General features: G+C 59.8%; 15 protein-coding genes. 6 read left to right on the top strand and 9 right to left on the bottom strand.

Annotated elements, in window-relative coordinates; all coding sequences use genetic code 11:
- Positions 1-24 precede the first annotated feature (24 nt).
- The 5 genes from ADJ24_RS23165 to selO all read left to right on the top strand — a co-directional run bounded on the left by ADJ24_RS23165 (position 25) and on the right by selO (position 4,385).
- The gene (locus ADJ24_RS23165) at positions 25-576 is read left to right on the top strand and encodes a glutathione peroxidase (protein WP_023311298.1); all 552 of its coding nucleotides are present in this window, start codon (positions 25-27) and stop codon (positions 574-576) included.
- Positions 576-1,331: a vitamin B12 ABC transporter ATP-binding protein BtuD gene (gene btuD / locus ADJ24_RS23160; protein WP_023311299.1), complete on the top strand. Its 756-nt coding sequence runs from the start codon at positions 576-578 to the stop codon at positions 1,329-1,331. Before ADJ24_RS23165 ends, btuD begins: the two co-directional genes overlap by 1 nt.
- A gap of 74 nt (positions 1,332-1,405) precedes the next feature.
- On the top strand, positions 1,406-1,870 hold the full coding sequence (locus tag ADJ24_RS23155; RefSeq protein ID WP_008500650.1) for an NlpC/P60 family protein: 465 nt from the start codon (positions 1,406-1,408) through the stop codon (positions 1,868-1,870).
- Positions 1,871-2,164: 294 nt separating this feature from the next.
- On the top strand, positions 2,165-2,881 hold the full coding sequence (locus ADJ24_RS23150) for an EAL domain-containing protein (protein WP_045353736.1): 717 nt from the start codon (positions 2,165-2,167) through the stop codon (positions 2,879-2,881).
- A gap of 61 nt (positions 2,882-2,942) precedes the next feature.
- Positions 2,943-4,385, top strand: coding sequence for a protein adenylyltransferase SelO (gene selO, locus ADJ24_RS23145; protein WP_023311302.1), 1,443 nt, complete (start codon positions 2,943-2,945; stop codon positions 4,383-4,385).
- A gap of 40 nt (positions 4,386-4,425) precedes the next feature.
- Here selO and ADJ24_RS23140 read toward each other — a convergent pair whose 3' ends face one another.
- Genes ADJ24_RS23140 through ADJ24_RS23120 form a run of 5 tightly spaced genes read right to left on the bottom strand, consistent with a single transcriptional unit; the run spans position 4,426 to position 9,200 of the window.
- Positions 4,426-5,196, bottom strand: a complete 771-nt coding sequence (locus tag ADJ24_RS23140; RefSeq protein WP_023311303.1) for a 3-hydroxybutyrate dehydrogenase — start codon at positions 5,194-5,196, stop codon at positions 4,426-4,428.
- A 10-nt stretch (positions 5,197-5,206) separates the two neighbouring features.
- Positions 5,207-6,598 (bottom strand): GntP family permease, encoded by a 1,392-nt coding sequence (locus ADJ24_RS23135; RefSeq protein WP_023311304.1) that lies wholly within the window; start codon positions 6,596-6,598, stop codon positions 5,207-5,209.
- A 44-nt stretch (positions 6,599-6,642) separates the two neighbouring features.
- Complete coding sequence (locus ADJ24_RS23130) at positions 6,643-7,824, bottom strand: acetyl-CoA C-acetyltransferase (protein WP_023311305.1); 1,182 nt, start codon at positions 7,822-7,824, stop codon at positions 6,643-6,645.
- Between the two features lie 9 nt (positions 7,825-7,833).
- Complete coding sequence (locus tag ADJ24_RS23125; RefSeq protein ID WP_023311306.1) at positions 7,834-8,490, bottom strand: CoA transferase subunit B; 657 nt, start codon at positions 8,488-8,490, stop codon at positions 7,834-7,836.
- A gap of 2 nt (positions 8,491-8,492) precedes the next feature.
- Positions 8,493-9,200, bottom strand: a complete 708-nt coding sequence (locus ADJ24_RS23120; protein ID WP_023311307.1) for a CoA transferase subunit A — start codon at positions 9,198-9,200, stop codon at positions 8,493-8,495.
- A gap of 140 nt (positions 9,201-9,340) precedes the next feature.
- Between ADJ24_RS23120 and ADJ24_RS23115 the strand changes: the two genes are divergently transcribed.
- Positions 9,341-10,264 (top strand): LysR family transcriptional regulator, encoded by a 924-nt coding sequence (locus ADJ24_RS23115; protein WP_023311308.1) that lies wholly within the window; start codon positions 9,341-9,343, stop codon positions 10,262-10,264.
- Here the strand turns inward: ADJ24_RS23115 and ADJ24_RS23110 are convergent.
- The 4 genes from ADJ24_RS23110 to chuS are packed head-to-tail and all read right to left on the bottom strand — an operon-like array spanning position 10,231 to position 13,841.
- Positions 10,231-11,010: a heme ABC transporter ATP-binding protein gene (locus ADJ24_RS23110; protein ID WP_023311309.1), complete on the bottom strand. Its 780-nt coding sequence runs from the start codon at positions 11,008-11,010 to the stop codon at positions 10,231-10,233. The two genes, ADJ24_RS23115 and ADJ24_RS23110, sit on opposite strands and share 34 nt — an antisense overlap.
- Positions 11,003-11,995, bottom strand: a complete 993-nt coding sequence (locus tag ADJ24_RS23105; protein ID WP_023311310.1) for a FecCD family ABC transporter permease — start codon at positions 11,993-11,995, stop codon at positions 11,003-11,005. The genes ADJ24_RS23110 and ADJ24_RS23105 overlap by 8 nt, the downstream gene beginning before the upstream one ends.
- Positions 11,995-12,816 carry a heme/hemin ABC transporter substrate-binding protein gene (locus ADJ24_RS23100; protein WP_023311311.1) on the bottom strand — a complete coding sequence of 274 codons (822 nt, stop codon included), beginning with the start codon at positions 12,814-12,816 and terminating at the stop codon, positions 11,995-11,997. The genes ADJ24_RS23105 and ADJ24_RS23100 overlap by 1 nt, the downstream gene beginning before the upstream one ends.
- Positions 12,813-13,841 (bottom strand): hematinate-forming heme oxygenase ChuS, encoded by a 1,029-nt coding sequence (chuS, locus tag ADJ24_RS23095; protein WP_023311312.1) that lies wholly within the window; start codon positions 13,839-13,841, stop codon positions 12,813-12,815. Before chuS ends, ADJ24_RS23100 begins: the two co-directional genes overlap by 4 nt.

The raw sequence follows: 13,841 nt of genomic DNA, 5'->3' as shown, positions 1-13,841 counted from the left end.
CGTAAGACAACCTGAGGGAATGCTATGCAGTCAGATATCCTGAATACTGAAGTGACCACCATTGATGGCGATAACACCACGCTGGAAGGCTACAAAGGCAACGTGCTGCTTATCGTCAACGTGGCATCGAAATGTGGCCTGACGCCGCAGTACGAGCAGCTGGAAAACATTCAGAAGGCCTGGGAGAAAGACGGTTTCACCGTGCTGGGCTTCCCGTGCAATCAGTTCCTGGGGCAGGAGCCGGGCAGCGAAGAGGAGATTAAAACCTTCTGCAGCACCACCTATGGCGTGACGTTCCCGATGTTCAGCAAAATCGATGTCAACGGCGAAGACCGCCATCCGCTGTATGCGAAGCTGATCGCTGCCGCGCCGAAGGCCGTTGCGCCTGAAGGAAGCGGTTTTTATGAACGCATGGCCAGCAAAGGCCGCGCGCCGCTTTACCCGGACGATATCCTGTGGAATTTTGAAAAATTCCTGATTGGCCGCGACGGCCAGGTCGTTCAGCGTTTTTCGCCGGATATGACCCCTGAGGATCCGATCGTTATGGAATCGATCAAGCTGGCGCTGGCGAAATAATGTCGTTGCTGATGCAGCTCACGGACGTTGCCGAGAGGGGACGTCTGGAGCCGATAACCGGTACCATCAATGCGGGAGAAATTCTGCATCTTGTCGGGCCAAACGGAGCAGGGAAGAGCACGCTGCTGGCACGGATGGCAGGCATGACCGACGGAGAAGGGCAGATAACGCTGCTGGAGCATACGCTCGCCGACTGGTCACCGGTCTCGCTGGCGCATCGGCGCAGTTACCTCGTGCAGCAGCAGGTGCCACCCTTTGCGATGCCGGTCTGGCACTATCTGATGCTGCATTTGCACGACAAACAACAGACGGCACTGCTGACGGACGTTGCCGCGGCCCTGGGGCTGGAAGATAAACTGTCCCGGCATGCCAGCCAGCTTTCCGGCGGAGAGTGGCAGCGGGTACGTCTGGCGGCGGTCATTCTTCAGATCCACCCGGCAGGTAATCCTCACGGGCGAATGCTGCTTCTCGATGAACCCATGAGCGGTCTGGACGTGGCGCAGCAGGCGGCACTGGATACGCTGTTAAGCACCCTGAGCCGAAAAGGTATCGCCGTGGTGATGAGCAGTCATGACCTCAACCACACCCTGCGTCATGCCCACCGGGTGTGGCTGCTGTCGCAGGGAAAGATGATCGCCAGCGGCGCGCGGGATCGGGTGCTTACGCCGCCCCATCTTGCCCGCGCGTACAACATGTCGTTCCGCAGGCTGGATATTGAGGGACATAAGATGCTGATTTTTACCGGGCAGACGTAACCGTTTCTTGCCTCTTCGCACAATTGCACGCTAAATTACGAAAAGAACAAAAAAAGCAGAGGATTCGTCTGAAAATGCGATTCTGGTTTCTCCTGATGGCCGCACTTTTTCTTGCGGGATGCAGTAGCCATCGTGCGCCGCCGCCTAACCCACGGCTTTCAGATTCGATCACCGTCATTGCCAGCCTCAACGATCAGCTGAGCAACTGGCGCGGCACGCCTTATCGCTACGGCGGAATGAGCCGCGGCGGCGTGGATTGCTCCGGCTTCGTGCTGATGACGTTTCGCGATAAGTTTGATTTACAGCTTCCGCGCGAAACGCGCAAACAGGCAGAAATAGGCACTGAAATTGATAAAGACGATCTTCTGCCCGGGGACCTGGTTTTCTTCAAAACCGGATCGGGTGAAAGCGGTCTTCATGTGGGGATATATGATACAGACAATCAGTTCATTCACGCCTCGACAAGCCGCGGCGTGATGCGCTCTTCTCTTGATAATGTTTACTGGCGTAAAAATTTCTGGCAGGCTCGACGTATATAGTCTTTGTCAGACACTTCTCTTATGACGGCATGGTATCTAATAAATCATGCCGTTTTTTCTCAAATAAGATGCTTAAAGTTAAATTTATCTAAAATTAGCGAATCCTGCATGTGTCTGTTTTATCTAAAACTGGCTATTATTCGACAACCAGGATAAAATTAATTTAGATTCAGGGATAAATCTGAAAATAAATACGGAACTAATGAAATTAATCTTATTAAAATCAAGACAGTGGAATTGTGTCGGCAATTGCTCCAGGATGTCCTCTCTCATCTTTAATGTGGAGCGAGTGCAATGATTATTACGCTAGATAATGCTTACCAGTCTGAACTGCTGCTTCTGCCTGCTCGTAATAGCGCAGGGGAGCTTAAAGGTTTAGAGGTTCTGGTTAACTTTACTGGCGTCGGCAGCGATGTGCGGATCCCCACTGAGCTTGTTATCCCTCGGCTTTCAGCAGCTGAAGAGTTAGTGCTGTTTAACGAAAAATTGCAATTGCTTGATACCTGTAAACTGTTTTTTATTCAGCATCAGTTAATTGCATGGATCAATATTACACCTGCAATAGTTGAATTTTTATTAAGTAATGGAAACGCTGTTTCAATCCTTGAGCGTTACCCGTTTCTTGAGTTTACTGTTAATGAGAATTATCCAGGTTTAAATAACGGAAAGGACGATCTGCAGCTGGCGAGAATGGCCATCCATTTCCCGTTGGTCCTGGCAAACTTTGGCGCAGGCGCCGCATCGCTCAAAGCGGTCTATGATGGATTATTTAAACGGGTTATTCTCGACAAAGGCTTCATTCAGCAGCGTGCCCCGGAGCTCTCTTTTGAGCCTTTTATGCGCGCCATCCTCTGGCAAATCACACCGCACTGCCAGTCAGTGATTGTCTCAGGCATTGACGACCACGGCCTGTTGCAACGCGTTTTGTCCTTCAATGTTGGCGCCATGCAGGGCGCACTCTGGCCAGCCGTCTCTGCGGAGCACGTTACATCGCTGGTTCAGCAGCGATAACCCTTGCTTTCGCCCGTGTTTAAGTCCGGGTAAACCCTCTACACTAAAAGCAGGAGGACTTATGACCCTGTCTTTTACTGCTCACTGGCATGACGAGTTGCCTGGCTTTTACACCGCACTCAAACCAACACCGTTACAACATTCACGCCTTATCTGGCATAACGATTTGCTGGCAGAAGAGCTGGCCATTCCGCCTGAGCTGTTTCAGCGTTCAGAAGGCGCAGGCGTCTGGGGCGGGGAAACGCTTCTCGCCGGGATGCAGCCTCTGGCTCAGGTCTATAGCGGCCACCAGTTTGGCGTCTGGGCGGGACAGCTGGGCGACGGCAGGGGGATCCTGCTCGGCGAACAACGGCTTCCCAACGGGGAGACGGTTGACTGGCACCTGAAAGGCGCAGGCCTTACTCCCTATTCGCGAATGGGCGACGGGCGCGCGGTACTGCGTTCAACGATTCGCGAGTGCCTGGCGTCCGAAGCGATGCATGCCCTGGGGATTCCCACTACGCGCGCGCTGTCGATTATCACCAGCGATACGCCGGTAGCGCGCGAAACGGTGGAAAAAGGGGCAATGCTGATGCGTATTGCGCAAAGTCATTTGCGCTTCGGCCATTTTGAGCACTTTTACTATCGCCGCGAGCCGGACAAGGTTCGCCAGCTGGCTGACTTTGCCATTCGTCACCACTGGACGCATTTGCAGGACGAAGCGGACAAATACGTTCTCTGGTTCAGGGATGTGGTTGCCCGTACCGCAAGCCTGATTGCCCGCTGGCAAACGGTGGGCTTTGCGCATGGCGTCATGAATACGGACAACATGTCGATCCTCGGGCTGACCTTTGATTACGGCCCGTTTGGTTTCCTGGACGATTATCAGCCTGGCTATATCTGCAACCACTCCGACTATCAGGGACGTTACAGCTTTGATAATCAGCCAGCGGTTGGCCTGTGGAACCTGCAGCGGCTTGCGCAAACCCTGTCGCCGTTCATCGACGTAGATGCCCTCAATGATGCGCTCGACAGCTATCAGGACATTTTACTGCGGGAATATGGCACGCTGATGCGCAACAAGCTGGGGCTGGTGACGCAGGAGAGGGGCGATAACGACATCCTCAATAGCCTGTTTGCCCTGATGGCGCGCGAGGGCAGCGATTACACGCGCACCTTCCGGATGCTAGGACAGACGGAGCAGCACAGCGCCGCCTCGCCGCTGCGCGATGAGTTTATTGACAGACAGGCGTTTGACGACTGGTTTGCATCGTACCGCGCGCGGCTGCGGCAGGAACAGGTGGATGACGCGACTCGCCAGACGCAGATGAACGCGACGAACCCCGCAATGGTGTTGCGCAACTGGCTGGCGCAGCGGGCGATTGAACAGGCAGAGCAGGGTGAATACGACGAGCTACACCGCCTGCATGTGGCGCTGCGCACGCCGTTTGCCGACCGGGATGATGACTACGTCAGCCGCCCGCCTGACTGGGGCAAGCGGCTGGAGGTCAGCTGCTCAAGTTAGAGATTTTGCCGGGTGGCGGCGTCGCCTTACCCGGCAAAAATTACTGCGCAACCCAGCCGCCATCCATATTCCACGCGGCGCCACGAACGTTCACGGCGCCCTCGCTGCACAAAAACAGCGCCAGTTCACCCAGCTGCTCCGGGGTGACAAACTCGCCCGAAGGCTGTTTCTCTGCCAGAAGCCTATCGCGAGCCTGCTCCGGCGGGACGCCCTCAGCGATACGTTTGTCGATTTGCTGCTGCACCAGCGGGGTCAGCACCCAGCCGGGACAAATCGTATTGGCGGTAATGCCGGTGCGCGCGGTTTCCAGCGCCAGCGATTTCGTAAAGCCCACTACGCCATGCTTGGCGGCCACGTAGGCTGACTTCTCTTTTGACGCGACCAGCCCGTGAACGGAGGCGATATTGATGATGCGCCCCCAGTTTTTCTCGCGCATGGAAGGCAGCGCCAGCCGGCTGGTGTGAAACACCGACGAGAGATTAATGGCGATAATGTCGTTCCATTTCTCCACCGGAAACGCATCAACCGGGGCGACATGCTGTATCCCGGCGTTGTTGACAAGAATGTCCACGCCGCCAAACTGCGATTCGGCGTAGCGCATCATGGCTTCAATTTGCAGCACGTCACGCAGGTCCGCATCGTGATAGCCCGGCTTTTTGCCCAGCTGCGCAATCTCTTCTCTTGCTGATTCGCTGTCGCCGAAACCGTTGAGGATCAGCTGCGCCCCGGCCTTCGCCAGCACGCGGGCGATCCCAAGTCCAATGCCGCTGGTCGAGCCCGTCACCAGCGCGGTCTTACCGTCCAGATTCATCTTTCTCTCCTTACACAATGCCGGTCAGATAGAACACGGCAATGACAAAAAGCACTGCCAGACTTTTAATGAGGGTGATAGCGAAAATGCCGCCGTAGGCCTGACGATGGCTCAGGCCGGTAATCGCCAGCAGGGTAATCACCGCGCCATTATGGGGCAGCGTATCCATCCCGCCGCTCGCCATCGAGGCCACGCGGTGCAGCACCTCAAGAGGGATATTGGCGGCGTGGGCGGCGGCGACAAACGAGTCGGACATGGCGGCGAGGGCAATACTCATCCCGCCGGACGCAGAGCCGGTGATCCCCGCAAGCACCGTCACGCTGATGGCCTCATTCAGCAGCGGATTGGGGATGGCCGCCAGCGCTTTGGATAACACCAGGAACCCGGGCAGGGCGGCGATCACCGCGCCGAAACCGTATTCCGAGGCGGTATTCATCGCCGCCAGAATGGCACCGCTCACCGCGGTCCGGCTGCCTTCAGCCAGACGCCCCCGGATATTGCGAAAGCCAAAAATCAGCACCAGCACGATACCGGAGATCAGCGCCGCCTCGACGGCCCAGATGGCGGTGATCTTGCCCACCTCGGTCACAATAGGTTTCGCCAGGCCTGGCAGAGTCAGCTCGTGGGTCGTGCCGTACCAGCCGGGGATCCAGCGGGTAAACAGCAGGTTCAGTATGCCCACGACAAGCAGCGGGGAGATAGCAATCAGCGGATGCGGGAGGTTAATGTTATCCGGCGTCTCGGGTTCATTTTTCAGATCCGTGCCGTAGCCTTCGTTGTTATTGAACGCCTTACGACGCTGGCGTTCCAGCCAGAGCAGGCCAAAGATGATAATAAACAGAGAGCCGATAAGCCCCAGCCACGGCGCTGCCCAGGCGTTCGTGCCAAAGAAGCTGGTGGGGATGATATTCTGGATCTGCGGCGTGCCGGGCAGGGCGTCCATGGTAAACGAAAACGCCCCCAGCGCCACGGTGGCCGGGATCAGCCGCTTAGGGATGCCGCTCTGGCGGAACAGCTCCGCGGCAAAAGGGTAAACCGCAAACGCCACCACGAACAGCGACACGCCGCCGTAGGTTAACAGCGCACACACCAGGACGATCACCGGAATAGCGTGGCGACGACCGAGGATCTGAATCGCGGCGGCGACGATGGAGCGTGAGAAACCGGAAAGCTCAATCAGCTTGCCGAAAACGGCTCCCAGCAGGAACACCGGGAAGTAGAGCTTAACAAAGCCGACCATCTTTTCCATAAACAGACCGGTAAACGTCGGGCCGACGGCACCCGGATCGGTCAGCAGCACGGCGCCGAGCGCCGCAATCGGCGCAAACAAAATAACGCTGTATCCGCGATAGGCCGCCAGCATCAGCAGCGCCAGCGCCGCCAGGGCAATTAACACACTCATTACGACTCCTCACTTTAATTATTATTCGGGTATCAACGAGATGCTTAACGCTCGACGGTCAGAGCAATGCCTTGCCCGCCGCCCACGCACAGGGTGACGAGCCCTTTTTTGACGTCACGGCGCTGCATTTCGTACAGCAGCGTCACGAGGATGCGGCAGCCGGAGGCGCCAATCGGATGACCCAGGGCGATAGCGCCGCCGTTAACGTTCACCCTACGCTCATCCCAGCCGAGCTGCTTGCTCACCGCCAGCGCCTGGGCGGCAAAGGCTTCATTGGCTTCAATGAGGTCCACGTCATCGAGCGTCCAGCCCGCCCGCGCCAGCGCCGTCCGGCAGGCGCTGACCGGTCCGATGCCCATCACCGACGGGTCAACGCCCGTCACGGCGTAGCTCACGATGCGACCGAGGATCGGCAAACCGCTCTCCCGCGCCTTTTCGCCGCTCATCAGCAGCACCGCGGCGGCACCGTCGTTGAGCGTTGACGCATTTCCGGCCGTGACCGTGCCTTCCGCCTGCAGAAAGGCGGGGCGCAGCTGCGCCAGCTGCTCAGCGGTGGTGCCAGGCCGGGGCTGTTCGTCACGGCTGACGATAAGCGGCGGTTTTTTGCCCTGTTTTACCGTCACCGGCGCTATCTCGGCGTCAAACCGACCCGCTTCGATGGCAAAGGCCGCTTTGTGCTGCGACCGGGCGGCGAAGGCGTCCTGCTGCTCGCGGGAAATGGCATTCTCCCGTGCGACGTTTTCAGCGGTGATCCCCATGTGGTAATCGTGGAACGCGTCCCACAGGCCGTCAGTAATCATGCTGTCCTGCAGGCCCGTATGGCCAAAACGCAGCCCTGAACGCGCGCCGTCCAGCAGATAGGGGGCGTTGCTCATGCTCTCCTGACCGCCAGCGATAGCCACGTCCGCGTCGCCGCAGCGGATCGCCTGAGCGGCGAGCTGCACCGCTTTTAGGCCCGCGCCGCACACCAGGTTGACCGTTGTCGCCGGCGTGCTGACGGGTAATCCGGCGGTGATGGCCGTCTGACGCGCCGGGTTTTGTCCGCATCCCGCCGTCAGCACCTGTCCGAAAATCAGTTCATCTACCTGTTCTTCGCGAAGATTGCTGTTCTCCAGCAGGTGCCGCACCGCTACGGCCCCCAGCTCAACCGCTGAAAGGGACGATAGCGATCCGCGAAAACTGCCAATGGGGGTTCGCGTTGCCCCGACAATCATGACCTTTTTCATCGTGAGTCCTCAGTTGAAGCGCATCTCGCGAACGTCGTCCGCCACAATCATTTTCCCGGCCGTCTTAGCCGCAATTTCGTCGATACTGACGCCGGGGGCGTATTCCCGCAGGATGAACGCGCCGTCCTCGATCTCCAGCAGTGCGAGGTCGGTTAAGACCCGACGGATACAGCCCGCGCCCGTGAGCGGCAGCGTGCAGCGCGGCAGCAGCTTTGACTCACCGCTTTTCGACGCGTGGGTCATCACCACAATGATGTTCTGCGCCCCGGCGACGAGATCCATCGCGCCGCCCATGCCCTTCACCATCTTTCCGGGAATCATCCACGAGGCGATATTGCCTTCGACGTCCACTTCAAACGCGCCCAGCACGGTCAGGTCGACATGACCCCCGCGGATCATGGCAAACGACTGGGCCGAGTCGAAAATGGCCGCGCCGGTGCGCGCGGTCACGGTCTGTTTACCTGCGTTGATCATGTCGGCGTCAAGGCTCCGCTCGTCAGGAAAAGCCCCCATCCCCAGCAGCCCGTTTTCGGACTGAAGCATCACGTCCATCCCGTCCGGAATGTAGTTCGCCACCAGAGTAGGGATGCCGATCCCCAGGTTGACGTAATACCCGTCGCGCAGCTCGCGGGCGACGCGCATGGCCATCTGTTCACGGGTTAACATCGTCAGACTCCTTCCGCGCGCAGGGTGCGCTGTTCAATGCGTTTTTCAAACTGGCCGACAATCAGCCTGTCGACATAAATTCCCGGGGTATGAATGGCTGACGGGGGCAGCTCGCCCGGTGCAACAATCTCTTCCACCTCGACGACCGTTATCCGGCCCGCCGTTGCCATCAGCGGATTAAAATTTTGCGCGGTATGCCGATAGACAACGTTGCCGTACCAGTCCGCTTTCCAGCCCTTAATGAGCGCGAAATCACCGGTAATTGCCTCCTCGAGGATGTAGTGCTTTCCCGCAAACTGGCGCACGTCTTTGCCGACAGCCACGGGCGTGCCGTAGCCGGTGGCCGTGTAAAATGCCGGAATGCCCGCGCCGCCCGCGCGCACCTTTTCCGCCAGCGTGCCCTGAGGCGTGAGTTCAATCTCCAGTTCGCCGCTCAGCACCTGCCGCTCGAACAGGGCGTTCTCGCCGACGTAAGAGGCCACCACTTTGCGAACCTGCCGCGTTTCGAGCAGTATCCCGAGACCGAAACCGTCCACGCCGCAGTTGTTTGATACCACCGTCAGATCTTTCACCTGACGGCGTCTGACCTCTGCAATCAGGTTCTCCGGAATCCCGCACAGGCCGAAGCCGCCCGCCAGCAAGGTCATTCCGTCCGTCAGCCCTTCCAGCGCCTGCGCATAGCTGCCGACGCGCTTATCCAGTCCCGCCATCCTCATTCCTCCTCTTAACCGTGGCGGTATCATTAGGGGCGGCGACTCATTTGTTAATTTTGAATTTGTGACCCACTCATTTGGTTTTTTTATTAATTTCCTGTTAACTAAATTTTTTCAATTAGTTAACAGGATAAAAAATGAGAATGAGTGTCAAACAGTTACGCGCGTTTTTAGCGGTAGCTCACACTCTCAATTTCGCGCACGCCAGCGAACGGCTGAATCTTTCCCAGCCGGCCCTGAGCCTGACGATTAAAGCGCTGGAGGATGCGCTCGGCGGGCCGCTGCTGCAGCGGAGCACGCGTAAGGTCGCGCTGACGCAGGAGGGAGAGACGTTTTTGCCGATGGCGCGTCAGCTGCTTGCTGACTGGGATAACGTCGAAGAGGCGATGCACCAGTGCTTTACCCTGCAGCGCGGTAAAATCTCGGTCGCGGCCATGCCGTCGTTTGCCGCGAATGTCCTGCCCGAGGTGCTAAAAGCGTTTCGCGATCGCCACGCCGGGATCAACGTCACCGTGCATGATGTCATTAACGAGCAGGTGATAGAGATGGTGCGGGAAGGGCGGGTCGAGATGGGCATCGCCTTTGAGCCCGCGCCAACGCACAACCTGCTGTTTACCCCGCTGGGCCTCGACAGGTTTGTTGCTATTGTGCCGAAAGATTCCTCGCTGGCAGGCAAGAAGCGCCTGTCATGGGAAGATCTGCTGACGCTGGATTTCATCACCCTGCAGCGCCCGTCGGCGGTACGTCTGATGATGGAGGAGGAGCTGGCGCGAAGCGGCAGAAAGCTGGACGTGGCGCTGGAGAGTCATCAGCTGGTGACGGTCGGGCGAATGGTCGCGAGCGGGCTGGGCGGTAGTGCCGTCCCGGCGCTCTGCGAGGCGCAGATGACGGCGCTGGGCGCGGTCTGTATCCCGCTTGATAACCCGCCGATTGAAAAGTGCATCGGGGCGATCCATCCAGGGCACACGCAGCTCTCTAAGGCGGCGCATGCCCTGCTGGAAACGCTGAAGGATTTTTATCAGCCCGATCAGGGGGCGAGAAACACCTGCGGCGCGGCGTGAGCCGGATGCCTGCCGACGATAACCTGCGCGCCGTACCAGCGCGCCAGCGTATCGGCCTGCAAAACGGTTTCCGGTTCCCCCCGGGAGACGATTTTACCGCCGTGCAGCAGCAGGATGCGATCCGCCCACAGCGCCGCTAAATTGAGGTCGTGCAGCACCGCGCACACGTGCAGATGTCCCCGGCTGGTCAGGGATTTCAGCAGGCGCAGCAGATGCTGCTGGTGATAGAGATCGAGCGCAGACGTCGGTTCATCAAGAAACAGCCAGCCGCGCGGCGCGCCGTCGCACCAGAGCTGAGCCAGCGCGCGGGCGAGCTGAACGCGCTGCTGCTCGCCGCCGGAGAGCGCGGCAAACCGCCTGCCCGCCAGCGGTAAACAGCCGGTGATAGCCATGACCTCCTCAATCACCGACGCTTCTGGCGCGCGGGTCCAGGGCGCTCGCCCCATACCGACGACCGCCTCAACCGGCCAGTCAAATCCGAGCTGCGTGTTCTGGCGCATTACCGCCCGGTAGCGGGAGAGCCTGTGCGGCTGCCAGGCCGCAAGCGGTGTGCCCGCCAGGCTGCATCGTCCGCCCGCAGGTTTAAGGTAGCCGGTCAGCAGCCGCAACAGCGTTGATTTCCCGGCGCCGTTGGGGCCAATCAGCGACACCAGCTCGCCCTGAGATAAGGTCAGCGACACGTCGTTAATCAGCGTGCGTTGCCCGGCGCGAAAAACAAGGTTTTCAGCACAATAGCGTTCAGCCATGCGCACCTCCGCGACGAAAGATAAGCCACAGAAACCACGGCGCGCCGAGAAGGCTGGTCAGTAAGCCGACCGGCATTTCCGCCGGGGCGACGATGCTGCGCGCCAGCGTATCGGCCACCAGCAGGAGCAGCGCGCCGGCCAGCACCGAGCCGGGGAGCACGGCCCGGTGGTCGGCTCCCAGCCACATGCGCACCAGGTGCGGCACCACCAGGCCGACAAATCCGATCACGCCGCTGACCGCAACGGCGGCGGCCACCAGCAGGGCGCTGCACAGCAGCAGGATCCGCTGCACGGCGGCAACCTCCACGCCGAGGTAATGTGCCTCTTCGTCGCCCAGCTGCAGCAGGTTGAGGGCGCCTGCCAGACGCCAGATCGCGAGCGCGGTGGGAACCATCAGCGACGCGACGGCCAGCAGCGTTGACCACTGCGCCTGGCCGAGGCTGCCCATTCCCCAGAGCGAAAGCTGGCGAAGCTGGGCATCATTGCTGAGCCATGACAGCACCCCGACGGCCGCGCCGCACAGGGCGTTGATGGCAATTCCCACCAGCAGCAGGCGCGACAGGGAAGCATCACGCTGTCGGCTGAGCAGGAAAATCACGAAGGTGGCGGCCAGCGCGCCGAGAAACGCCGCCAGCATCGGGGCATACAGCATCACCAGTGCAGGCAGCGAGAGCGGAAGAACCACCCACAGCGCAACGGCGAGCGCCGCGCCGCTGCTGATGCCGAGCAGTCCCGGGTCCGCCAGCGGATTTCGAAACAGCCCCTGCATCACGCAGCCCGCCAGCGCCAGTGAACCGCCGATAGCCAGCGCCAGCAGCACGCGAGGCAGGCGGATCGTCAGCCAGATTTGACGCAGCGCCTCGTCGGTGCCGTTCCACAGCAGGCTGATCGGCAGGCGTAATGCCCCAACCCCGGTCGCTGCGAGGGTCATGACGGTCAGGATCGCGGTCAGCATCCATAACGATAAGGCGATCCGCCGGGACATCAGGGCAGTTGCTCCGCTTTGGCACGCAGCTGCTGGATGGCTTCCGGCGTTCGCACGCTGAAGCCCAGCAGCGCCATATCGTCAATCGCCAGCACCTGCTTGTTCCGTCCCGCCGGGGTTTGCGCCAGGCCGGGCAGCGTCCACAGATTTGCTTCACCGCCCAGGGCGTTGAGACCGTCCTGAGAAATCACCACCAGATCGGGTCGGCTGGCGATCGTGCCTTCCTGAGACAGCGGCTGATAGCGGGTAAACCCCTGCATCGCGTTCTGCAGTCCCGCCGCACGAATGGCAGCATCCGCGCCGGTCTGTTGTCCGGCGGCCATGGCGGTCATCCCGCCGTGGTTGAGAATAAACAGCACCCGCTTATTGAGCGGCGACGCGGGAAGCGCCGACAGCGCCTGGCGCAGGGTGCTGCGCAGGACCTCCCCCTCGGCCTCGCGGTGCGTCGCTTCAGCGACGATCCGCACCTTTTCGTCAATGACGTTCAGGTCGTTACTGGCAGGAACAGCGATCACCCTGACGTGGCTTTGCTCAACCTGCTTTAGCGCCAGAGACGGCTGCGCCTGAGCGCTGGCCAGCACCAGCGTGGGGCGCATGGACAAGATCCCTTCCGCATTGAGCTGGCGCAGATAGCCCACGTCGGGCAGTGAATTCGCCGCCTGCGGCCACTGGCTGGTGCTGTCGCGAGCCACCAGGGAAGACGCCGCGCCGAGGGCGTAGACAATCTCGGTGACGTCGCCGCCGAGGGTAACAATTTTCTCCTGCGGCGCAGCAAGCGCCAGCAGGGGCAGGGCGCTGAGCAGGGCAAGCCACCGTTTCATGCGGCCAGCCCTTTCGCCGTTAAGGCGTCAATCTGGCTGCGCCACTGGCTCTGCTCCGGTTCGCCTTCCGTACGCTGGCCGTACAGCTGGGCGATTTGCGTTCCGTCGGCGGCAAACAGCTCCAGGCTGGTGACATGCCCGTCAGCCGTCGGCTTGCGCGTGACCCACGTTTCCGCAATGGATCCTTCAAGCAGACGCAGAGTAAAGGTTGGGTTAAAGACGTTCAGCCAGCCTTTCATTGGCACCAGCTTTTCCACCGCGCCGGTGAAGATCTGCACGCAGCCGCGGTTGCCGACAAAGACCATGATTTCGTTACCGTCCCGACGCGCCGTCTCCAGGAGCTGCGCCAGCGCGGTGTTTTCTACCCGGCAGGCCAGATCGTCACCCACCAGGCGAAACGCCTGCTGGCGGCTGAGGTTATGGCGCTTGAGCAGGCTGAAGAACTGATGAACGTCGGTCATGGCGCGCCACTCGTTATCCACGAGAGCAGCATTTGCGTTTTCTGCATGAGCCGGGGCATCGGCCATCTTCAACGCCAGCGGAGGATTCTCGGCAAAGATAAAGCGGGTCAGCACGTCGCCCCAGGCGGAAACGTCGGTATTATCCGTGGCGTAGACCTTCAGCAGGGCATCGCCCTGGTGGTCGAAGAACTGAATGCTCTGCCGCTCGCCGCGGGCGGTGGCTTCACTGATGTGAAACGCGCTCGCCCACTGGTTGAGGAACAGGCGCAGATCCAGCGCGCGCGGGTTCAGCACCAGCCCGGCGTGGCCGTTCAGGTGCTGGTTGGTAAATTTCCCGACCTGCTCGTGTACGGCGTATTCGTTGCGGCAGATACATTTGGTTTCGCCCACCGCCTCCAGCGCGCCCAGGATCTCGCGGATTTCACCGCGCAGTCGCCAGGCGTCGTGACCTACGCGGGCAAAGGTCAGCTCTGCTTCACTGATGTTCATTAACCCCGCGACGTCGCGCGCGTACTTACCCGGATTGGCTTCTTTTAGCTCAAGCCAGCGCGTGTAGTGATTCAT

The sequence above is a fragment of the Enterobacter sp. 940_PEND genome, assembly GCF_001059415.1.
Taxonomy (GTDB): domain Bacteria; phylum Pseudomonadota; class Gammaproteobacteria; order Enterobacterales; family Enterobacteriaceae; genus Enterobacter; species Enterobacter cloacae_M.
The sequence above is the reverse complement of the archived record's forward strand: the minus strand, read 5'-3'. Positions and strand labels throughout refer to the sequence as shown.